This window comes from Kitasatospora sp. NPDC004723 (genome assembly GCF_040609255.1).
GTDB lineage: Bacteria > Actinomycetota > Actinomycetes > Streptomycetales > Streptomycetaceae > Kitasatospora.
Window position 1 is genome coordinate 18,243 of sequence record NZ_JBEXJT010000023.1, and the last position, 20,331, is coordinate 38,573.

Here is a 20,331-nt window from a genome sequence, read left to right on the forward strand (position 1 = left end):
GGGGACACGAAACCATGACTCTCAGCTCGACCCTCCCCGCCGAGGCGCCCGGCAGGCGGACCGGCCGGGGCCCCTCGCGCGGCCCGGCCACCACCGCCGCCCGCACCGCCCGCCGCCGCGCCCTGCTCAACTGGGTGGCCGTGCACTCGCTGGCCGTCGCCGCCGGCCTGTTCTTCCTGCTGCCGTTCGTCTTCGCCTTCCTGACCTCGGTGATGTCGGACAGCCAGGCGCTCACCACCGACTACTGGCCCACCTCCTGGAACTGGGGCAACTACGGCAAGGTCTGGAACACCCCCGGCTTCCTCACCTGGTGGCGCAACACCCTGCTGTACGCGGGCCTCGGCACCGTGCTGACCATCGTCTCCAGCCTGCCGGTCGCCTACGCGCTCGCCAAGTTCCGCTTCCGCGGCCGCAACCTGGCCCTGATGGCGGTCATCGCGATGATGATGCTGCCGCCGCAGGTCACCATCATCCCGATGTACCTGTTCTGGGCCAAGCAGCTGGGCCTGGGCGGCTCGCTCTGGCCGCTGATCATCCCGATGGCCTTCGGTGACGCCTTCTCGATCTTCCTGCTGCGGCAGTTCCTGATGACCATCCCCAAGGAGTACATCGAGGCGGCCCGGATCGACGGCTGCGGCGACCTGCGCACCCTGCTGCGGGTGGTGCTGCCGATGGCCAAGCCGGCCATCGCGGCCGTCGCGCTGTTCCAGTTCTTCTACTGCTGGAACGACTACTTCGGCCCGCAGATCTACGCCAGCAACAACCACGACGCCTGGACCCTCTCCTACGGCCTGGAGTCCTTCAAGGGCGCCCACCACACCAACTGGAACCTCACCATGGCCGCCACCCTCCTGGTGATGGCCCCGGTGATCGTCCTCTTCTTCTTCGCACAGAAGGCCTTCATCGAAGGCGTGACACTGACAGGGGTCAAGGGCTGATGTCCGCACTCAAGCTGGCCATCGTTGGCGGCGGTTCGACGTACACCCCGGAGCTGATCGACGGCTTCGCCCGGCTGCGCGACACGCTGCCGATCGCCGAGCTCGTCCTGATCGACCCGGCCGCCGAGCGGCTGGAGCTGATCGGCGGGCTGGCCCGGCGGATCTTCGCCAAGCAGGGCCACGGCGCGGTCGTCACCACCACCACCGACGTCGCGGCGGGCGTCGCCGACGCCGACGCGGTGCTGCTGCAGCTGCGGGTCGGCGGGCAGGCGGCCCGCAACCAGGACGAGACCTGGCCGCTGGAGTGCGGCTGCGTCGGCCAGGAGACCACCGGCGCCGGCGGCCTCGCCAAGGCGCTGCGCACCGTGCCGGTGGTGCTCGACATCGCCGAGACGGTCCGGCGCGCCAACCCCGACGCCTGGATCGTCGACTTCACCAACCCGGTCGGCATCGTCACCCGGGCCCTGCAGAGCGCCGGCCACAAGGCCGTCGGCCTGTGCAACGTCGCCATCGGCTTCCAGCGGCGCTTCGCCAAGCACCTGGGCGTCGACCCGGAGCTGATCCGGCTCGACCACGTCGGCCTCAACCACCTCACCTGGGAGCGCGGGGTCACCCTGCTCGACGCCCCCGGCGCGGCCGGCGGCCGCGAGGTGCTGCCCGAGCTGCTCTCCGGCTTCGGCAAGGAGATCGCCGAGGACCTGCACCTGCCGCAGCCGGTGATCGAGCGGCTCGGCGTCGTGCCCTCCTACTACCTGCGGTACTTCTACCAGCACGACCTGGTGGTGCAGGAGCTGAGGTCCAAGGGCTCGCGGGCCGCCGAGGTCGCCGAGATCGAGCGGCGGCTGCTGGAGATGTACGCCGACCCGGCACTCGACACCAAGCCGGAGCTGCTCGCCAAGCGCGGCGGCGCGTTCTACTCCGAGGCGGCGGTGCAGCTGATCGCGGCGCTGCTCGGCACCGGCGGCGGCACCTCCGTGCAGGTGGTCAACACCCGCAACGACGGCGTGCTGCCCTTCCTTCCGGACGACGCCGTGATCGAGGTGCCGGCCGAGGTCGACGCGGCGGGCGTGCGCCCGCTGCCGCAGCGCCCGCTGGAGCCGCTGTACGCCGGCCTGGTCGCCGCCGTCACCGCGTACGAGCACCTCGCCCTGGACGCCGCCCTGCGCGGCGGGCGCGACCGGGTCTTCGACGCCCTGCTCGCCCACCCGCTGGTCGGCCAGATCGAACTCGCCGACCAGCTGACGGACCGGCTGCTCGCCCACAACCGCGAGCACCTCGCATGGGCGCGTGCCTGACGGACACGCCCCGGGCCTGAGCCGCCCGACCCCCGGTCCCCGGCCCGCGCTCCGTGGGGGAGTGCGGGCCGGATCGCGGGCGGAGCCACGCCACCCCCGGCCGGGAAAGACCCCCGGCCGGGCCACGTACGACGAGCCGCGGGAACCCCAATGACCCACCAGCCCGAACCGCACCTGCCCGGCGTCCTCGCCATCGACGCCGGCAACTCCAAGACCGACGTCGCCCTCATCGGCACCGACGGCTCCGTCCTCGGCTCCGCGCGGGGCGGCGGCTTCCACCCGGCGACCGTCGGCGCCGCCGTCGCCGTCGCCGGCCTCGCCCCGCTGGTCGAGGAGGCCGCCGTGGCCGCCGGGGTCACCGACTGGACCGGCCCGCTGACCGGCCACGTCAGCGCCTGTCTCGCCAATGCCGACCTGCCGGTCGAGGAGGAGGCGCTGCGCGTCGCCGTGGAGAGCCACCCCTGGGGCGCCGGCAACACCGTCCTCAACGACACCTTCGGCCTGCTGCGGGCCGGCACCGACGGCCCGCGCGGCGTCGCGGTCGTCTGCGGCGCCGGCATCAACTGCGTCGGGCTGCTGCCCGACGGCCGCACCGCCCGCTTCCCGGCCCTCGGCAAGCTCACCGGCGACTGGGGCGGCGGCTGGGGCCTGGCCGGCGCCAGCATGTGGCACGCCGTGCGGGCGGAGGACGGGCGCGGCGGGCCGACCGGCCTGGCCGCCGCCATCGCCGAGCACTTCGGCCTGCCCACCACCGGTGCCGTCGCCGAGGCCGTCCACCTCGGGCACCTGCCGTCCGTCCGGCTGCACGAGGTGGTCCGGGTGCTGTTCGCCGTCGCCGGGACCGGGGACGCCACGGCCCTGTCGCTGATAGACCGGCAGGCCGACGAGATCACCCGGCTCGCCGTCGTCGCCCTGCGGCGGCTGGAGCTGCTGGACACGCCCACCCCGCTGGTGCTCGGCGGCGGGGTGCTCGCCTCCCGCCAGCCGCTGCTGCTCGACAACCTGACGGCCCGGCTGACGGCCGCGGCGCCGCTCGCCGAGCCGCGGATCGTGGTCGCCCCGCCGGTCCTCGGCGCGGCGCTGCTCGGGCTCGACCACCTGGGGGCCGGACCGGAGGCCCAGGAGCGGGTCCGCCGGGCCTACGACCCGACGCACCCGGTCGCGGCGTAGCACCCGCCCGACCCGTCCGCCCCGCCCCCGCATCCGTCCCCGCCGGGCCCGCACGCCCGGCGGGGACGGGTCGTGTCCGGAACCGGTCACTCGGATTCCGCGTCCAGGTGGATGTCTCGTCCGGCCCTGTTCCTGGGAGACTCACCCCATGACCGCGCCCCGTCGCCTCCTCTTCGCCGTGCTGCTCTGTTGCACCGTCACCACCGGGCTTGCCGCCTGCACCCCGATCGACGAGGACCCGACGCTCGCGATGGCCTCGGACGACATCGGGGACCCGGTGGACGCCGAGGACCTGGACGACCCCGCGGACCTCGCGGCCCCCGGCGACGACGAGGAGGACACGCTCGCGGCCACCCCGGACTTCTTCGCCCCCGCCACCCTCTCCCCCGCCCCCTGCACCACCCACGCCGGCCGCCGGGTCGTCCAGGTCCTCGCGGTCGCCGACGGCCGGCTGACCGTCCGGCCCTCCTGTCCGCCCGGCGCCGCCGTGGTCACCCACGCCCTCGCGGCCCATGCCACCGCCACCCTCGTCGACCTCCCGCACGACGAGCCCGCCAAGGAGGTCCAGCTGCCGGTCCTGCTCGACCACCTGGACAGCTGCCTCACCGGCGGCGAGCCCGAACTCCCGTACGCCTGCTACGGGAACGACTACGACCTGACGCTGGACGCGCGCGGCCGGATCACCCGGATCCGGGAGCTGCAACACCCGTGACCGGGCCCCGCCGGTGCGGCGGGAACCCGGTCGTCGTACGGGCGAAACAGCCCTACATCAGCTCGCTGACCTGCGCGAAGCCGTTGTCCGGCCACAGGCCGTAGCCACTCTGGGACCCTCGATCTCACGCACCGGGTCTTCGAGATCCGGGACGCGGCACTCGCGCTGCGCGACGAGGTGCCGGCGTCGGCGGGGACGGCCGCCCGGGCCGGGGCCGCGCTCGCCACCGGCGGCGGATCGGCCCGGACCGAAGCCGTGTGGCTGCGGGCCGCGCTGCACCACCGCATCCACGGCCGGCCCCCGGCCGGCGGCATGCCGCCCGAGCCCGACCACCCGGGCGGCTTCACCCCGCGCGAGGAGATCGCCTGGCTGCTGGAGGTCGCCGCCGCCTACGACCGGCTCGACGGGCGACAGGTGCGGCGACACGCCGGGGCTTGACCTCAACCACGGTTGAGGTTGTCGGATGGGGTTCCTGGTGGCCGGTCAGAGCAAGGCGGTCGATGCCCGGTCCGCAGCGATTCCTGACCGGTCCCGGACCGGGGGCCGCTTCCCGATCCCGTGATCGTGCCGGGGAGGCGGCCCCCTTCACCTTCAGGAGGCGGGGCGTCCACTGCTCGACGGATATTGACGGAGCGTCATTCGGCGGCACCGAGCCGCACGGCGAGCGGGCTCGGCAGCGGGTACGGGCGCTCCGGCGGCAGCAGGCGCTGGGCCTGGGCGGTGCGGCCCTGCTGGACCAGCTCGGCGATCCGCCGCACCCGCGGGGTGAGGTCGGTGATCCCGGTGATCCACTCCTCGGCGAAGGTCCGGATCAGGGTGCGGCCCACGCCCACCTGGATGCTGTAGTGGTTGAGCGCCGCGCCGCGCAGGGAGCGCTCCGGGTCCCACTGGACGTGCACCTCGGCGCGGGCGAGCAACGCGGGGTCGCCGGTGGTCAGGACCGCCCGGCCGAGCGCCTCCTCCCAGCCGGCCCGGGTGATCCGGACGGCGAGCACGCGCTCCTGCCCGGGCTTGCGGGCCCAGTTGCTGCGGTGCATCAGCCAGCGGAACGAGGGCTTGATCCAGGTCATCCGCCCGAAGGAGAACGGCGGGACGAACCGTCCGGCGGCGAGCGCCGCGTCGGCCACGGCGGGGGCGTACGCCTGGTAGACGACGAGGGTGGAGGCGTCGTGGTCGGCCCGGATCCCGTACAGCTGCTCCATGGGAGCGGACTCTGCCAGCCCGCCACCGTGGGCGCGACCGGTTTTTGACGCGGGAACAGAACGCGGGAACAGAACGTGGAAGCAGGACGCGGGACCAGGACGCGAAGCCACGGAAAGCGGGGAGCAGGACGTCGGACCGGCCGACGTCCTGCTCCCTGCGGGCGGCTGCGGCTCAGCCCAGCCGGCCCTCCCGGGCGAGGGCGCCGAGCCAGTGCGCGGAGGGCTTCGGGCTGCGCTCGAAGGTCCGCGGGTCGACCGCCACCAGGCCGAAGGTCGGCCGGTAGGAACCCCACTCGTAGTTGTCCAGCAGGCTCCAGTGCAGGTAGCCGCGCACGTCGACGCCGTCGCGCAGGGCGTCGGCGAGGCCGGCCAGCGCCTCCGTGGTGTAGGCGATCCGCTCGGTGTCGTCGGCGGTCGCGATGCCGTTCTCGGTCACCAGCAGCGGCACGTCCGGACCGACCAGTGCGGCCATGCCCCGGACCGTCTCACCGAGCGCCTGCGGGTAGTACTCCCAGCCCTTGATCGTGGTGCGGACGCCCTCGGCGACCGGGACCGGGCCGTCGACGCCGACCGGGGTGCGGGTGTAGGCCTGCACGCCGAGCCAGTCGTCGCCGCGGGCGGCCTCGACGAACACGCCCTCCCGCCGCCGGGAGACGGCCGCGGCGGTGGCCTCGGCACCGGGCTCCACGGGGTAGAGGCCGAGGCCGCCGACCGTCCAGCCGACCAGCAGCCGGGAGTCGGCCTCGCGCAGCGCCGCGGCCGCGGCGCGGTGGGCCCGCACCAGCGCCTCGGTGATGTCCTCGCCGGGGTCGACCCGGTCGAGGTCCACCCCGGCCGGGCCCTCGGCGAGCATCCCCATGAGGGTGTGCATCCGGGCGAGCACGTTCGGCTCGTTGATGGTGGCCACGTACCGGACGCCGTCGAGCACCTCGGCGGCGGCGGTGGCGGCGTACCGCGCGAACAGTTCGGCGGCGTCCGGGGCGAGCCAGCCGCCCGCCTCGGCGAACCACTGCGGCAGGGTGAAGTGGTGGAGCGTCACCACCGGGGTGAGGCCGCGGGCCAGCGCGCCCTCCACCATCGCCCGGTAGTGGGCCAGCGCGGCCCACGAGTAGCGGCCGCGCGCCGGCTCGATGCGGGCCCACTCGATGCTGAACCGGTAGGCGTTGAAGCCGAGCCCGGCGAGCAGGTCCATGTCCTCGGGCCAGCGGTGGAAGCTGTCCGCGGCGTCGCCGCTGGGCTCGGGCAGGAAGCCGCCGGGGCGCTGTTCGAGGGCCCACCAGTCGCTGGTGGTGTTGTTGCCCTCGATCTGGTGGGCGGCGGTGGAGGCGCCGAACAGGAAGCCCTCCGGCAGCGCTCCGCCGCCGGTCACCGGGTCACCTCGCGCGGGGCGGTCGGGTGGCCGGCGACGAAGAGCGGGTCCTTCGTATCGAAGGGCACGTCCTCGCGGGAGGCCTCGACGGCGGCGTCCGAGCGCGGCAGGTCGAACGGCAGCGAGCCGGTCATCGGGGCGCGGCCGAGCACCGCGTCCAGCACGACCTCGTCGGCGGCGCCGAACTCGCCGACCAGCAGGGCCGCGTGCGGCGCCAGCGGGGTCAGCACGGCGGGGCGCTCCAGCAGCGCGACGACGGCGGTGGGGACCGTACCGGCCAGCGCGACGATCCTGGCGGCCTCGGCGGGCTCGAACTCCAGGGTGCCGGTGTGGAAGTGCTGCTCCAGCAGCCCCTCGCGCCGCTCGTACGGCGTGGCCAGGCGGACGACGGCGACGTCGGCGTCCTCGGGGCGCTCGACGACCGTCCCGTAGCGGGCCGCCACCCCGGCGTCCACGCCCTCGACGTAGATCCGCTCGCCGGTCAGCGGCTGTCCGGCGAGGCGGACCAGCGAGGCGGCCTGGACCTTGCGGCCGAGCGCGCGCCCGGCCGGGGCGCCGACCAGCGCGACGGCGGCCTCGACGTCCACGTACGGGTCGTCGAACAGGCCGAGCCGGAACTTGTCGCGCAGGATGCGGCGGACGGACTCGTCGAGCCGGGCCTCGGTGACGGCGCCGGAGCGGACCACGCCGAGGATCAGCTCGGGGTCGGTCTCGCCGCCGAGCTGGTCGGCCCCCGCGTGCAGGGTCATCGCGACCTGCTCGGGCACCGACAGCTCCTCGACGCCCCAGTGCCGCGGCGGCAGGCTGACGACGCCGGGGATCTCCATGCCGGTGATGGCGTTGAAGTCGGTGCAGATCACGCCGTCGAAGCCGTACCTGCCGCGCAGCAGGCCGGTGATGACGTCATGGTTGAAGTTGGCGCCGACCTCGGTGAGCCCGGAGCCGGCCGGGATCGCGTAGGCGGGCATGATCTGCGCGGTGCCGGCCTCGAAGGCGGCCTCGAACGGGCGCAGGTGCTGCTCGAAGGCGCCGCCCGGGTAGGCCAGGCTGCGGCCGGCCGCGAAGTGCGAGTCCTCGCCCTTGTGCTGCGGGCCGCCGCCGGGGAAGTGCTTGGTCATGCAGGCGACGCTGTCCGGCCCGATCCGCTCGCCCTGCAGGCCGCGGATGTAGGCGGCGATGATCCGGGAGACCCGCTCGGGGTCCTCGCCGAAGGTGCCGCTGATCCGGGCCCAGCGCGGCTCGGTGGCGAGGTCGGCCATCGGGTGGATGGCGACCCGGATGCCGACGGCGCGCAGCTCGCGGCCGATCAGCGCGGTGTACTCCTCAACCAGCTCCGGGTCGTCGGTGGCGCCGAGGCCGATCGGCTCGGGGCCGACCGAGAAGCCGCCGCCGGCGAAGGCGGTGGCCGGGTTGGTGGTGAAGCCGTGCCGGGGGTCGGAGGCGAGCGTGACCGGGATGCCGAGGCGGCTCGCGGCGGCGAGGTCCTGGACGTGGTTGTTCCACTCGGCCATGCCGCGGGCGTCGGGGACCATCGTCATGCCGAAGGCGGTGAGGCCGCGCTCGGTGATCAGGTGGTCGCCGGCGGGGAAGGGGCCCTGGTTGCCGGCGAGCATCCGGCCGCAGAACATCTGCGCGGCCTTCTCCTCCAGGGTCATCCGGGAGAGGAGGTCCTCGACGCGCTCCTCGACGGGCAGCCGCGGGTCCTCGTAGGGCTCCATGGTGCCGTTGTGGTTGAGGTCGCGGAACGGCGTGCCGTCGGTGTGGTGCAGCAGGGTCCTCATGCCGTCACCTCGGCGGTCTCGACGGCGCCGGTGCCGGCCTTGGCGCGGAAGGCCTCGATGGTCGCGGCGTCCACCCCGCAGTGGGCGAGCAGGCCCTCGGTGCCGCCGTAGCGGGCCCGGACGAGGTCGAGGAAGGCGGCCATCGAGTCGGCCGGGGCCTCCAGCAGCTGGCGCGGGATGGTCAGCGAGCCGGCGTGGTAGTCGTTCAGGGCGTTGCGGTTGCGCTCGGCCAGGCCCTCGAAGATCTGCGGCAGCGCCGCGGTGGTGCGGTGGTAGTCGGCGACGATCTCCTCGGCGGGGACGCCGAGCAGGTCGAGCAGCAGGGCGGTCAGCCAGCCGGTGCGGTCCTTGCCGGCGGCGCAGTGCACCAGCAGGCCGCCGGGGCGGGTGGCGGCCTCGACGGCGAGCTTGACCGCACCGGGGGCGGACTCGACCATCAGCAGGTAGAAGTGGCCGAGGTCGGCGTCGGTGGTCATCTCCATCATCGCCGCCTCCAGCTTCCGGTCGGTGGGCTGGACGCGGGCGGCGACCACCTCGATGCCGGCGGCCTGGGACTGCGCCCAGTCGGCGTCGTCCGCCTCGGCCCCGCCGCGCAGGTCGATGATCGTGCGCACGCCGGCGGCGTTCAGCTGCTCGACGATCGAGGCGTCGTCGGCCGGGAACGGCTGGGCGGAGCGGTGCAGCACGCCGTGGCGGACCCAGCGGCCCTCGGGGTCGGCGAGGGCGGCGGGGTCACGGAAGTTGACGAGCGTCATGGCGGGGCCTTTCGGTGGTGCGGGCGGGGGTGGGGGGTGATGACTCGGGACGGCGCGGGGAAGGTAAGACATCTAGACGTCTAGATGTCTACCCGGCAAGTGGGGCGCCGGGCAAGCGACGACGAGGTGAACTTCCGGACAACCGGGGACAGAAGCCGCCACCCGGCTCCGTAGGATCTGGCACGTGGCAACGCACCGGACCGAAACCCCGCTGTACCGCCGGCTCGCCCGGCAGCTCCAGGAGCGCATCGACGCCGGGACGTACCCGGCGGGCTCCCGGCTGCCCAGCGAGCCGGAGCTGACCGCCGAGTTCGGCGTCAACCGGCTGACCGTCCGACAGGCGGTGGCCGAGCTGGAACGGGCCGCGGTGCTGGAGATCCGCCGGGGCGTGGGGACCTTCGTCCGCCCGCCCGCGGTACGGGTGTCGATCGCGGTCGACCCGCGCAGCCAGCGGTTCGACCTCGGCAGCGTGCACACCGGGCTGCCGCTCGGCACGGACGCGCCCGGGGCGGCGCAGGACGGCGAGTTCGTGGTGGCCGCGCCGCCGGTGACCGGCTCCGCCGAGGACCACGAGGCGGCCCGTCAGCTGGGACGCGCCCCCGAGGAGCTGTCCCGGGTGGACACGGTGATCCGGCTGGGCGGCCGGCCCCGGGTGGTGAGCAGTTACTGGGTGCCGTCCGGGCCGCTGCCGGACGGGCTGGTGCGACCGGGCCGTCCCGGCAACATGGTGCTCGACCTGGCACAGGCGGCCGGGGTGGAGCTGGAGTACGACTGGCGGGCGTTCGGCGCGGTCGGCGCGGACCTCGCCGACGCGGAGCTGCTCGGGGTGCCTCCGGGCACCGCGCTGCTGGTCCGCGAGGGCGTCAGCTGCACGCCGGACGGCGCGCCCGCGCTGTACCTGCGGCGGCGGATCGACGGCAGCAGCGCGCGGTTCGTGCTGCACTACCGCGAGCCGGGCGGCGGGTCGGGGCCGGTGCGGTAGGAGTTCACCGGGCGACTCCCGCCGGGCGCGGCGGCAGGACCGGCGGCTCCGCCGGGGCCGGCGCGTCGAACTTCGCGAGCAGCAGCCGGAACGCCTCCGCCCACTCCCGCAGCGAGCGCATCTCGTTGCCGTCGAGGACCTGCCGCCGGGTCATGCCCGCCATCAGCGCCGCGAACGCCTGCGGCCGCAGGTCGACCGCCGGGTCGACGCCCAGCCGTTCGGCCGCGATCACCGTCACCCGCTGCGAGATGGCGTCGATCGTGACCAGCGCGAAGTCGTGCACACTGCGGACCTCGATGAACCGGCGCCGCAGCGCCCGGCGCCGCACGGTGTGCCCGGCCGGCTCCTCCAGCTGCCCGTCGGTGGTGTCGGCGGCGTGCTCGAAGGCGGCCCAGAGCTCCAGCCCGGCAGGGGCGGTGGCGAAGGCGTCCAGGAAGGCGGCGCCGAAGTCCATGCCGAAGAGCAGCGCCTCCTTGCACTCGTAGTACCGGAAGAAGGTGCGGTGGGCGACGTCGGCCCGGCGGCAGATCTGGTCCACCGTGGTGCGCTCGAAGCCCTGCTCCTCGAAGAGGTCGAGCCCCGCCGTGCGGATGGCCTGCCTGGTCCGCGTCCGCTTGCGGTCGCGCAGCCCGGGCTCCGCCACGGTGTCCGTCCCCTGCCCCTGCATCCTGCTCGCTCCTCGTCAACTGCTGTGCCGCACGCGGCCGTAGTCGTACGGAATCACGCCCGGCGTGGCCCGCTCAAGCCGAGCGCCAAGTCGTCGTCATTTCGTCATGCGAAGTTTGCACAAGTGCCAATTGGCAGTTGTGCCACCTCCAAAGAGTGGGGTCCGGCGGCCACCGGTCCGGCAGCGTCCGCCGGTCTCCCCCCTCCCCCAGCTCCCCGAATCCCCCCGAGGAATCATGAAGCGGCACACGCTCGTCCTGGCGTCCACGGTCTGCACGGCGGCCCTCGCCCTCACCGCCTCCGCCTGCTCCGCGTCCGACGACACGGTCTCCGGCGGCGGCACGGCCGCCTCCGCCGCCAAGGACGACGGCCCCGCCGTCGACGGCGGCACCCTGAGAATCGGCCTCGACCGCCCCTTCACCAAGCTCGATCCGGCGGACTCCACCCTCACCTCGATGCCGCTGATGATCCTGGCCAACGCGCTCTACGACCCGCTGATGGTCAACGGCGACAACGGCGCCGTCCAGCCCTACCTGGCCAAGTCCTTCACCCCGAACGCCGACGCCACCGCCTGGACGCTGGAGCTGCGCGAGGGCGTCACCTTCAGCGACGGCAAGCCGCTCGACGCGCAGGCCGTCATCGACCACGTCAACCGGCTCGCCAAGCCCGAGGCCAAGTGCGCCTGCGCCGTCGACGCCGCCGGCATCGGCGGCATGACGGTGAACTCGCCGACCTCCGTCGGCTTCACCCTCAAGTCCCCGAACGCCGCCTTCCCCGGCCTGTTCACCCGCTCCCTCGGCTACGTCTCCGAGGCGCCCGCCGGCGCGGACAACCCCGCGGTCGGCTCCGGCCCGTACACGCTGGAGAGCGTGCAGCCGGGCGTCTCCGCCACCCTCACCCGCAACCCCTCCTACTGGGGCGCCAAGGGCCACGCCGACAAGCTCGTCTACAAGGTCCTGCCGGACGCCGACAGCCGCTACCAGTCGCTGCGCTCCGGGGACGCCGACCTCGTCTGGGCCGAGACCCCCTCCCAGCTCAAGCAGGCCCCCGCCGACGGCCTGCGGGTGGCCACCGGCCCCGGCTCCACCTCCACCGTGGTGTTCAACACCAAGGTCGCCCCCTTCGACGACCCGCGGGTGCGCAAGGCCCTGCAGTACGCGGTGGACCGCTCGGCCATCGAGAAGGTCGTCTACCTCGACCAGGGCAAGGTCTCGGACGGCCCGATCGGCTCCACCTCCCCCTACCGCGCCCAGGGCACCGCCGACTACCCGGCGCACGACCCCGCCAAGGCGCGCGCCCTGCTCGCCGAGGCCGGCCACTCCGACCTCTCCTTCGAGTACCTCGTCGACAGCCGCCCCGAGGGCCAGCAGCGGGCCACCGCGCTCCAGCAGATGTTCGCCGAGGCCGGCGTGAAGATGACCATCAAGCCGCTGGACCCGGCGAACCTCGGCACCGCGATGTTCCAGCGCAAGTTCCAGGTGATGGACTTCGTCACCAGCATGTTCGGCGACACCGACACCGCCCTGGCCAGCCTCTACATGCCCGATGCCCCCTACAACTTCACCGGCTGGAACAACGCGAAGGCGGGCCAGGCGATCGCCGCCGGCCGCAGCACCGTCGACCCGGCCCAGCGCGCCCGCTCCTACCAGGAGGCCGCGCAGGAGGTCGTCACCGACGCCCCGATGCTCTTCCTCACCGAGAACCAGGTCGGCTTCCTGGCCTCCGCCAGGACCGGCGGCCTGCCGGACGTCTCCAAGCGGACCGTCGTCAACGTCTCCCCGGCCCTGCTGTGGGTGAAGAAGTGACGCCCACCGCACTGCGGACCGCGGGACGCACCGCCGGACGGCTCGGACGGGCCGGCGCGGTGCTCCTGCTGGTCACCGTCACCGCCCTCTCCCTGCCGCACCTCATGCCCGGCTCCCCCGCCCTCGCCGCGCTCGGCCCCACCGCCACGCCGGAGCAGGTCACCGCGTACGAGGCCAAGCTCGGCCTGGACGAGAACGTGTTCGCCGCCACCTGGCGCTGGCTCGGCGACGCCCTGCACGGCGACCTCGGCCACTCGCTCTCCACCGGCGTCGCCGTCACCACCGAGCTCGCCGACCGGATCCCGGTCACCCTCGAACTCTTCGTCGCCGCCCAGGTGGTGGCGCTCGGCCTGGCCCTGCCGGTCGCGCTCCGGTCGGCCTGGCGGCCGGGCGGCGCCGTCGACCGGATCGCCACCGCCGGCGCGTTCGTCTGGCTCGCCGTGCCCGGCTTCGTGCTCGGCCTGCTGCTGATCTGGATCACCGCCGTCCAGCTGCGGATCCTGCCGGCCACCGGCTGGACGCCGTTCACCGAGGACCCGCTGGAGAACCTGCGCCACCTGGTGCTGCCCGCGCTCACCCTCGGCCTCACCGAGGCCGCGGTCTTCACCCGCACCCTGCGCAGCCAGCTGATCGACACCCTCGACCAGACCTACATCTCCGCCGCCCGCAGCCGCGGCATGGGCACCGCGCGGCTGCTGCTGCGCCGCACGCTGCGGCCCTCCTCGCTGCCGCTGGTCACCCTGATCGGCATCGGCGTCGGCACCTCGCTCGGCGGCTCGGTGCTGGTCGAGTCGCTGTTCGCGGTGCCCGGCGTCGGCATGCTGGTCTCCGGGGCGATCAACGGCCGCGACTTCCCGGTGGTGCAGGGGGTGGTGGTGGTCAGCGCCGTCGCCGTGGTGGCCGCCACCTTCGCCGTGGACGTGCTGTACCGCACGATCGACCCGAGGATCGCCGATGAGCGCCGCTGAGACCGTCCCCGTCCCCGCCGCCGTGCCGCGCGAGGCGGCGGCCGGGCGCCGTCGCCCGTCCACCGGGGTGCTGATCGCCGGCGGCTGGCTGGCGATCGTCGCGCTCGCCGCCCTGGTGCTCCCGCTGCTGCCCGGCTTCGACCCGCTGCACGGCGACTTCGGCAACCCCGCCGCCGCCCCCGGCCCCGGCCACTGGCTGGGCACCGACGCCGGCGGGCGCGACGTCTTCCAGCGGACCGTGGCCGGCGCCCGGGCCTCCTTCGCCGTCGCCGGACTGACCATCACCGTCGGCATGCTCGGCGGCGGGACGCTCGGCATCGCGGCCGGCTGGTTCCGCGGACCGGTGGACAAGGTGATCGGCTTCGCCGCCGACCTGCTGATGTCCGTGCCCACCCTGATCCTGGTGATGATCGTGGTCTCGCTGCGCGGGCCCAGCCTGCCGGTGATCGGCATCCTGATCGGCCTGTTCACCGTGCCGGCCTTCACCCGGGTGGTGCGCGCCGTCGTGCTGTCGCTCAGCGAGCAGGGCTTCGTCCAGGCCGCCCGGATGATCGGCACCGCTCCGCTGCGCATCCTGGTGCGCGAGGTGGTCCCGCACGTCGCGCCGATCGCGCTCACCTTCGCGTTCACCGCCACCACCGTCGCCATCGTCGCCGAGGGCTCGCTCAGCTTCCTCGGCTTCGGGCTCCGCCCGCCGGAGCCGTCCTGGGGCGGCATCATCGCCGAGGGCCGGACGACGCTCGGCAGCGCCCCGTGGATCTCGCTCGCCCCGGCGGCGGTGCTCTGCCTGACCGTCCTCGCCCTCAACTACCTGGGCGACAAGCTCCGTTCGAAGGGAGGGCGAGGATGACCAGCCCGGTTCTGGAGGTCCGTTCGCTCGACACCACCCTGCACACCCCCGACGGCCGGACGCTGCACGTGCTGCACGGCATCGACCTCACCATCGACGCCGGCGAGTGCCTCGGCGTGGTCGGCGAGTCCGGCTCCGGCAAGTCCGTGCTGGCCCGCACCGTGCTCGGCGTCCACCCGCGCACCACCCGGACCACCGCCACCGGCTCGGTGCGGCTGAACGGCGAGGACCTGCTCACCGCCACCGCCGCCCGGCGCGCCGACCTGCTCGGCACCGGCGTCGCCATGGTCCACCAGGACCCGATGACCTCGCTCAACCCCGTCGTGCGGATCGCCGACCAGGTCACCGAGTCGCTCACCAACCGGCGCCGGATGCCGCGCCGCGAACGGCTGCGCACCGCCGCCGAACTGCTCGCCGCCGTCGACGTCCCCGACCCGGCCCGGCGTGCCCGCGCCTACCCGCACGAGCTCTCCGGCGGCCTGCGCCAGCGCGTCGGCATCGCCGCCGCCCTGGCCGGCTCCCCCGCCCTGCTGCTCGCCGACGAGCCCACCACCGCCCTGGACGTCACCGTCCAGCGCACCGTGCTCGACCTGCTCGACCGGCACCGCGAGACCCGCGGCCTGGCCACCCTGCTGATCACCCACGACATCGGCCTGCTGTACGGCCGCGCCCGGCGGATCGCCGTCATGTACGGCGGACGGATCGTCGAGACCGGCCCCACCGAGGCCGTCACCGAGAACCCCGCCCACCCGTACACCGCCGCGCTGCTGCGCTCGGTGCCCCGGGTCACCGGGCCGCTGCGCCGCACCCTGCCCGCCGTGGCCGGCTCGCCGCCGGACCTCTCCAAGCCCATCCCCGGCTGCCCGTTCGCCCCGCGCTGCGAGCGCGCCCAGGCGGTCTGCTCGACGGACGCGCCGCCGCTCCACCGGGCCGGGGCCGGACACACGGCCGCCTGCCACTTCCCGCTCACGCCGTCGGCCGCGCTGCCGGCGACGGCCGAGGAGACCGCCGCATGACCGCCACCCCCACCTCCCCCGACGCGGACACCCCCGTGGTGCTGCGTGCCACCGGGCTGTCCGTGGTCCACCGCACCCGCTCCGGCCCGCTGCACGCCGTCAGCGGCGTCGACGTGGAGCTGCGCGAACGCCGCACCCTCGCCCTGGTCGGCGAGTCCGGCTCCGGCAAGAGCAGCATCGCCAAGGCCCTGCTGCGGCTGCCCCCGCCCACCACCGGCACCGTCACCCTGGACGGCACCGACCTCGCCGCGCTCTCCCCGCGGGCGCTCCGGGCCCTGCGCCCCCGGATGCAGATGGTGTTCCAGGACCCGGTCTCCTCGCTCAACCCGCGCCGCACCGTGCGCGACCTGGTCGCCGAACCGCTGGACGCCCACCCGGACCCGTCGGTCGACCGCACCGCGGTGGTCGAGCAGCAGCTGGAGGCCGTCGGTCTGCCGGTCGCGCTGTTCGGCGACCGCCGGCCCTCCCAGCTCTCCGGCGGCCAGGCGCAGCGGGTCGCCATCGCCCGCGCCCTCGCCGCCGAGCCGCGGGTGCTGATCGCCGACGAGGCCGTCTCGGCCCTCGACGTCTCCGCCCAGGCCACCGTGCTCAACCTGCTGCGCCGGCTCACCGAGGAGCGCGGCCTGGCGAGCCTGTTCATCTCGCACGACCTCGGCGTGGTCCGCGCCGTCAGTGACGACGTCGCGGTGCTCCACCTCGGCCGGCTCTGCGAGCAGGGCCCCACCGAGGAGGTGCTCGCCGCCCCCGCCCATCCCTACACCGCGGCCCTGCTCGCCGCCGTCCCCGAGCCCGGCCGCCCGCTCGGCGACTCCGGGCTGCTGCCCGCCGACCCGCCGTCCCCGCTCGACCCGCCGTCCGGCTGCCGCTTCCGCACCCGCTGCCCGTTCGCCGACGAGCGGTGCGCGAGCGAGGTGCCGGCGCAGCGCGAGGTCACGCCCGGACGGACCGTGGCCTGCCACCGGCCGCTGGTGCCGACGGTCGGCGAGGCGGTCGGCGAGGCGGTCGGCGAGACGGTTGGCAAGGCGGTCGGCGAGGCGGTTGGCAAGGCGGTTGGGACGACGAACGGATAACATGCCCGGGCTGGGCAGCCGACGGGCCGGCCGACGGCTCGGCGCACCGGCTGACCAGCCGAGAAGCCGATCGGCCGACCGGCGGGCACGCCGGACGGCCGGACCACACCCACGGACCGGGGCGGGACACGACGACATGACGGTGGCCAACGGAACCGGCGCACCCGACATCCCCAGCGAGCTGGCTCCGCACTGCCTGGACCTGCTCACCGACGTCTCCCGCACCGGGCGCCTGCTGCGCCGCTCCGAACTGGAGCGGCTGCGCGAACTCGGCGAGCGCGGCGCCGAGGCCGGCCACGGCCTGCGCGAACTCGTCGGCGCCTGTCTGGGCGCCACCCGCGCCGCCTGGCAGACCCTCCCCGGCCTCACCGCCGCCACCGCCGCCGAGCTGCGGCGCACCGGCGACGCCGTGCTCGCCGCCACCCAGGCCGCGCTGGGCGCCCTCGCCGAGGGCCACGAGCGCGCGCAGCGGATGGCCGTGCGCCAGGAGGAGGCCAACCGGCGCGAGCTGGTCAACGACCTGCTGCACGGCCGCTCCGACCTCGGCGCGCTCGCCGAGCGCGCCGAGCGGTTCGGGCTGCGGCTGGCCGCCGGCTACACCGTCGCGGTCGCCGTCGCCGACGAGCCCTACCTGGAGGGCGCGCCCGCCGCGCACCGGGTGCTGCGCGAGCTGACCGGCCGTTACGACGACCGCACCCTGCTGCTGGCCGCCCGCGACGGGCGGCTGGTCTGCATCGCCTCCGACGGCGAGCAGGCCGTCCTGACCGCGTTCACCGAGCTGGCCCTGCGGCCCGGCGCCGGATACCTGCCCGCGCAGCGGGTGGCGACCGGCCGCAGACACGCCGGCACCGGCGGAATCGTCCGCAGCTACGAGGAGGCGCTCGGCGCGCTGGAGTACGCGCAGCGGCTGGAGCTGCCGGCGCAGCGGCTGCGCGCCGAGGAGCTGCTGGTCTTCCCGGTGCTGATGCGGGACCGCTCCGCGATGGCCGACCTGGTGCGCACCGTGCTCGGCCCGCTCACCTCCGCGCGCGGCGGCGCCCGCCCGCTGCTGGAGACCATCACCGTCCAGGCGGAGGCCGGCTACGTGAACGCCGAGACCGCCCGGCGGCTCGGCCTGAGCGTGCGCGCGCTGGGCTACCGGCTGGAGCGCATCCGCGACCTCACCGGTTACGACCCGGCGGACGCGCTGCACCGCTACACCCTGGAGACCGCCGTGATGGGCGCGCGTCTGCTCGACTGGCCGAACCGGCAGCTGTGACCGCGGCCGTTACGTCATGAACGTTTCAGCGGGCCCCGCGTTGCGTCTGGTTTCCGGATATTTTCAGGTGTCAAAACACCGACAAGATTGCCAGGTCCTGGCAGTGTGCGGACGCTTTCCTCCTGACAGGATCACCACGGCGCCCGGGGGGTCCGGCGCCGATCGGAAAGTCGGAGGGAACGGGCGGATGCGGGGGGACTTCAAGGCCGCGCCGGGCTTTCCGACCCTGGTGGTGACCGCCGAGTACTGGATGCTGGCCCTGCTCAGCGGCCTCGCGGCCGACGTCGTGCCCGGGGGGCACGGCGTCGGCCGCCCCACCGGCACCCGGGGCGGGGGGTGCGGCGCCGACCCCCACGTCGACGCCGCCTCCGGGGAGCTGCCCGACGAGCTGCCGGGGGACCTCCTCGCTTCCGAGCCCTTCCCCTTGGTCGGCCGCGTCTGCGCGGTCCTCCCGGGCGGCGCCGACACCACCTCCGGCTGGGCCGAGGCCACCACCGACGACGGCTCCCCCGCCCTCCTCGCCGTCCGCACCCCGCCCGGCGACGCCGCCGTCCCGGCCGGCCGCACCGCCCTCCTCCACGCCCACGACCCGGCCACCGACACCTACCTGATCACCCCCCTCGACCTCGGCGCCCTCTTCAGCTGATCCTGTCGGCCAGACCGAAGAGCAGGCCATCCGACGTATTCGGTTGCTGGCGAGTCACACCCGGCGTGGCGGGTGAACTCTTCCCGGAGTGGGAGAAGTTGAGCGTCCGACCTCCTGCCGGTCCTCCTTGACGACACTGTCCGGCTGCTCGTCGGGCCCTGACGGGCGCGGGGTCGCCCGCGGTTCAGCGGCGGGCGGCGGCGAGGAGGGCGGGGACGGTGGGGAGTTTGACCCGGGGGCGGCCGGTGGCCTCGCCGCGGGCGCGTTCGGCGCGGTCGATGGCGCGCAGCTGGCGCAGGCCGAGGGCGTCGGGGCGGCGGGTACGGACCAGCCGGTCGAAGGCCCTGTGGTCGCCGGTGGGGACGGGCAGGGTGCCCGCGACCGCGTCGTCCATCAGGGCGTGCACGGTCTCCTCGGCGCAGGCGCGGTTGGCGCCGATGCCGCCGGAGGGTCCGCGCTTGGCCCAGCCGACCAGGTAGGTGCCGGGCAGCGGCCGGCCGGTCGCCGGGTCGAGGACGCGGCCGCCGGTGTGCGGGACGCTGCCGGCGGTGTCGTCGAAGGGCAGTCCGGGGACGGGCACGCCGCGGTGGCCGATGGAGCGCACGACCAGGGCGGTGCGCAGGAGTTCGCCGGTGCCGGCGAGACGGACCGCCTCGACCCGGCCGTCGCCGAGGAGTTCGGCGGGCGCGGCGTGGAAGCGCAGCACGATCCGCCGCCCGGGCCGGGGCGGCGCGGTGGCGTCGACGCGCTCCAGCGGGACACCGGCCGGCAGCGCCGCGCCGCGGACCTCCGGGCGGTCGTCCACCACGACGTCCACGCCCGGGAGTCGGGTGAGGGCGAGGAACTCGGGCACGCTCCACGCGGCGTTCCCGGGCCCGCGCCGGGCGAGCAGGACGACCTCGCGGACCGCGCTGCCGCGCAGCGCGGCGAGCGCGTGGTCGGCGATGTCGGTGGCGGCGAGCCGGTCGGGGTCGGAGAGCAGGATCCGCGCGATGTCGACCGCGACGTTGCCGTTGCCGATCACCACCGCCCGTTCGGCGCCGCTCCCGGGCCCGCCGGCCAGGGCCACCGCGTCGGCCGGCACGGTCGGTTCGGCGTTGTACCAGCGGACGAAGGTGGTGGCGGGCAGACTGCCGGGCAGGTCCTCGCCGGGCACCCCGAGCCGGCGGTCGGCGGCGGCCCCGACCGCGTACACCACCGCGTGGTGGTGGGCGGCGAGTTCGGCGTGGCCGAGGTCGGTGCCGACCTCGACGTTGAGGTGGACCCGCAGCCGCGGGTCGTGGAAGACGGACGCGAAGCTCTCGGCGATCCGCTTGGTCGACTGGTGGTCCGGCGCGACCCCGTGCCGCAGCAGCCCGCCGGCCACCGGCAGCCGGTCGAGCATGGTGACCTCGGCGCCGGTGGAGCGCAGCAGCGCCTGCGCGGTGTAGCTCGCGGACGGCCCGGTGCCGACGATGGCGACCCGCAGCGGGCCGGGCCCGAGGTCGAGGCCGGCGGGCAGGCTGCGCGGGAAGACGGGCGCGCCCCAGGCGTGGTCGGCGGGGTGGTCGCGGAAGAAGTCGCGGTTGAGTCCGGCGTAGACGGCGTCGGGCCCCCTCAGCCGGTCGACCGGGAAGACCGCGTCCACCGGGCAGGCGTCCGCGCAGGCGCCGCAGTCGATGCAGGCGGCCGGGTCGATGTACAGCGTGTCGGTGCGGCCGAAGTCCGGCTCGTCCGGGGTGGGGTGGATGCAGTTGACGGGGCAGACGGACACGCACGAGGCGTCGTTGCAGCAGGTACGGGTGATCGCGTAGGCCATGGCGGGGGTGGGGTCCTCGCTGCGCTGGGGCTGGGGCTGGGGCTGGGGGC

General features: G+C 74.9%; 18 protein-coding genes and 1 pseudogene. 13 read left to right on the forward strand and 6 right to left on the reverse strand.

Translation table 11 applies throughout. From position 1 onward, the window contains the following. Positions 1-14: 14 nt before the first annotated feature. The 5 genes and pseudogenes from ABZW10_RS21865 to ABZW10_RS21885 all read left to right on the forward strand — a co-directional run. Complete coding sequence (locus ABZW10_RS21865) at positions 15-938, forward strand: carbohydrate ABC transporter permease (RefSeq protein WP_355368392.1); 924 nt, start codon at positions 15-17, stop codon at positions 936-938. Continuing rightward, complete coding sequence (locus tag ABZW10_RS21870) at positions 938-2,233, forward strand: 6-phospho-beta-glucosidase (protein ID WP_355368395.1); 1,296 nt, start codon at positions 938-940, stop codon at positions 2,231-2,233. Before ABZW10_RS21865 ends, ABZW10_RS21870 begins: the two co-directional genes overlap by 1 nt. Positions 2,234-2,383: 150 nt before the next feature. Then, the gene (locus tag ABZW10_RS21875) at positions 2,384-3,403 is read left to right on the forward strand and encodes a BadF/BadG/BcrA/BcrD ATPase family protein (RefSeq protein WP_355368398.1); all 1,020 of its coding nucleotides are present in this window, start codon (positions 2,384-2,386) and stop codon (positions 3,401-3,403) included. A gap of 148 nt (positions 3,404-3,551) precedes the next feature. After that, on the forward strand, positions 3,552-4,115 hold the full coding sequence (locus ABZW10_RS21880) for a hypothetical protein (protein WP_355368401.1): 564 nt from the start codon (positions 3,552-3,554) through the stop codon (positions 4,113-4,115). A gap of 117 nt (positions 4,116-4,232) precedes the next feature. Next, positions 4,233-4,553, forward strand: a pseudogene (locus ABZW10_RS21885) (DUF6545 domain-containing protein); the annotation flags it as partial. A 197-nt stretch (positions 4,554-4,750) separates the two neighbouring features. On the opposite strand, the gene ABZW10_RS21890 reads toward ABZW10_RS21885, so the two are convergent. From ABZW10_RS21890 to ABZW10_RS21905, 4 genes are all read right to left on the reverse strand, one after another. Further along, positions 4,751-5,317: a DUF4291 domain-containing protein gene (locus ABZW10_RS21890; protein ID WP_355368404.1), complete on the reverse strand. Its 567-nt coding sequence runs from the start codon at positions 5,315-5,317 to the stop codon at positions 4,751-4,753. Between the two features lie 172 nt (positions 5,318-5,489). Further along, a complete protein-coding gene (locus ABZW10_RS21895; protein ID WP_355368407.1) occupies positions 5,490-6,686 on the reverse strand; it encodes a family 1 glycosylhydrolase in 1,197 nt (398 codons plus the stop codon). Next, positions 6,683-8,467 carry a glycoside hydrolase family 3 N-terminal domain-containing protein gene (locus ABZW10_RS21900; protein WP_355368410.1) on the reverse strand — a complete coding sequence of 595 codons (1,785 nt, stop codon included), beginning with the start codon at positions 8,465-8,467 and terminating at the stop codon, positions 6,683-6,685. Before ABZW10_RS21900 ends, ABZW10_RS21895 begins: the two co-directional genes overlap by 4 nt. Then, positions 8,464-9,222 carry a tyrosine-protein phosphatase gene (locus tag ABZW10_RS21905; RefSeq protein WP_355368413.1) on the reverse strand — a complete coding sequence of 253 codons (759 nt, stop codon included), beginning with the start codon at positions 9,220-9,222 and terminating at the stop codon, positions 8,464-8,466. The genes ABZW10_RS21900 and ABZW10_RS21905 overlap by 4 nt, the downstream gene beginning before the upstream one ends. A 184-nt stretch (positions 9,223-9,406) precedes the next feature. Between ABZW10_RS21905 and ABZW10_RS21910 the strand changes: the two genes are divergently transcribed. Beyond that, positions 9,407-10,204: a GntR family transcriptional regulator gene (locus tag ABZW10_RS21910; RefSeq protein ID WP_355368416.1), complete on the forward strand. Its 798-nt coding sequence runs from the start codon at positions 9,407-9,409 to the stop codon at positions 10,202-10,204. Positions 10,205-10,208: 4 nt separating this feature from the next. Here ABZW10_RS21910 and ABZW10_RS21915 read toward each other — a convergent pair whose 3' ends face one another. Further along, on the reverse strand, positions 10,209-10,871 hold the full coding sequence (locus ABZW10_RS21915; RefSeq protein WP_355368419.1) for a TetR family transcriptional regulator: 663 nt from the start codon (positions 10,869-10,871) through the stop codon (positions 10,209-10,211). 235 nt (positions 10,872-11,106) lie between these two features. On the opposite strand from ABZW10_RS21915, the gene ABZW10_RS21920 reads away from it, so the two are divergent. The 7 genes from ABZW10_RS21920 (at position 11,107) to ABZW10_RS21950 (ending at position 18,483) form a co-directional block, all read left to right on the forward strand. Continuing rightward, on the forward strand, positions 11,107-12,675 hold the full coding sequence (locus ABZW10_RS21920) for an ABC transporter substrate-binding protein (protein WP_355368422.1): 1,569 nt from the start codon (positions 11,107-11,109) through the stop codon (positions 12,673-12,675). Further along, on the forward strand, positions 12,672-13,643 hold the full coding sequence (locus ABZW10_RS21925; protein ID WP_355368425.1) for an ABC transporter permease: 972 nt from the start codon (positions 12,672-12,674) through the stop codon (positions 13,641-13,643). Before ABZW10_RS21920 ends, ABZW10_RS21925 begins: the two co-directional genes overlap by 4 nt. Then, positions 13,630-14,493, forward strand: a complete 864-nt coding sequence (locus tag ABZW10_RS21930; RefSeq protein ID WP_355368428.1) for an ABC transporter permease — start codon at positions 13,630-13,632, stop codon at positions 14,491-14,493. Before ABZW10_RS21925 ends, ABZW10_RS21930 begins: the two co-directional genes overlap by 14 nt. Continuing rightward, a complete protein-coding gene (locus ABZW10_RS21935) occupies positions 14,490-15,509 on the forward strand; it encodes an ABC transporter ATP-binding protein (RefSeq protein ID WP_355368431.1) in 1,020 nt (339 codons plus the stop codon). Before ABZW10_RS21930 ends, ABZW10_RS21935 begins: the two co-directional genes overlap by 4 nt. Beyond that, positions 15,506-16,579: an ABC transporter ATP-binding protein gene (locus ABZW10_RS21940; protein WP_355368434.1), complete on the forward strand. Its 1,074-nt coding sequence runs from the start codon at positions 15,506-15,508 to the stop codon at positions 16,577-16,579. The genes ABZW10_RS21935 and ABZW10_RS21940 overlap by 4 nt, the downstream gene beginning before the upstream one ends. A gap of 136 nt (positions 16,580-16,715) precedes the next feature. Continuing rightward, positions 16,716-17,837 carry a helix-turn-helix domain-containing protein gene (locus ABZW10_RS21945; protein WP_355368437.1) on the forward strand — a complete coding sequence of 374 codons (1,122 nt, stop codon included), beginning with the start codon at positions 16,716-16,718 and terminating at the stop codon, positions 17,835-17,837. A gap of 187 nt (positions 17,838-18,024) precedes the next feature. Continuing rightward, on the forward strand, positions 18,025-18,483 hold the full coding sequence (locus tag ABZW10_RS21950) for a hypothetical protein (protein WP_355368440.1): 459 nt from the start codon (positions 18,025-18,027) through the stop codon (positions 18,481-18,483). A gap of 184 nt (positions 18,484-18,667) precedes the next feature. On the opposite strand, the gene ABZW10_RS21955 is transcribed toward ABZW10_RS21950, so the two are convergent. Continuing rightward, entirely contained in the window at positions 18,668-20,281 is a 1,614-nt protein-coding gene (locus tag ABZW10_RS21955) for a 4Fe-4S binding protein (RefSeq protein WP_355368443.1), read from the reverse strand. Positions 20,282-20,331: the final 50 nt, after the last annotated feature.

Bases quoted from the DNA above. Each gene is read 5' to 3' on its own strand.
- ABZW10_RS21865 (WP_355368392.1), top strand. From the start codon at position 15: ATGACTCTCAGCTCGACCCTCCCCGCCGAGGCGCCCGGCAGGCGGACC.
- ABZW10_RS21870 (WP_355368395.1), top strand. From the start codon at position 938: ATGTCCGCACTCAAGCTGGCCATCGTTGGCGGCGGTTCGACGTACACC.
- ABZW10_RS21875 (WP_355368398.1), top strand. From the start codon at position 2,384: ATGACCCACCAGCCCGAACCGCACCTGCCCGGCGTCCTCGCCATCGAC.
- ABZW10_RS21880 (WP_355368401.1), top strand. From the start codon at position 3,552: ATGACCGCGCCCCGTCGCCTCCTCTTCGCCGTGCTGCTCTGTTGCACC.
- ABZW10_RS21890 (WP_355368404.1), bottom strand. From the start codon at position 5,317: ATGGAGCAGCTGTACGGGATCCGGGCCGACCACGACGCCTCCACCCTC.
- ABZW10_RS21900 (WP_355368410.1), bottom strand. From the start codon at position 8,467: ATGAGGACCCTGCTGCACCACACCGACGGCACGCCGTTCCGCGACCTC.
- ABZW10_RS21905 (WP_355368413.1), bottom strand. From the start codon at position 9,222: ATGACGCTCGTCAACTTCCGTGACCCCGCCGCCCTCGCCGACCCCGAG.
- ABZW10_RS21915 (WP_355368419.1), bottom strand. From the start codon at position 10,871: ATGCAGGGGCAGGGGACGGACACCGTGGCGGAGCCCGGGCTGCGCGAC.
- ABZW10_RS21920 (WP_355368422.1), top strand. From the start codon at position 11,107: ATGAAGCGGCACACGCTCGTCCTGGCGTCCACGGTCTGCACGGCGGCC.
- ABZW10_RS21930 (WP_355368428.1), top strand. From the start codon at position 13,630: ATGAGCGCCGCTGAGACCGTCCCCGTCCCCGCCGCCGTGCCGCGCGAG.
- ABZW10_RS21935 (WP_355368431.1), top strand. From the start codon at position 14,490: ATGACCAGCCCGGTTCTGGAGGTCCGTTCGCTCGACACCACCCTGCAC.
- ABZW10_RS21940 (WP_355368434.1), top strand. From the start codon at position 15,506: ATGACCGCCACCCCCACCTCCCCCGACGCGGACACCCCCGTGGTGCTG.
- ABZW10_RS21945 (WP_355368437.1), top strand. From the start codon at position 16,716: ATGACGGTGGCCAACGGAACCGGCGCACCCGACATCCCCAGCGAGCTG.
- ABZW10_RS21950 (WP_355368440.1), top strand. From the start codon at position 18,025: ATGCGGGGGGACTTCAAGGCCGCGCCGGGCTTTCCGACCCTGGTGGTG.
- ABZW10_RS21955 (WP_355368443.1), bottom strand. From the start codon at position 20,281: ATGGCCTACGCGATCACCCGTACCTGCTGCAACGACGCCTCGTGCGTG.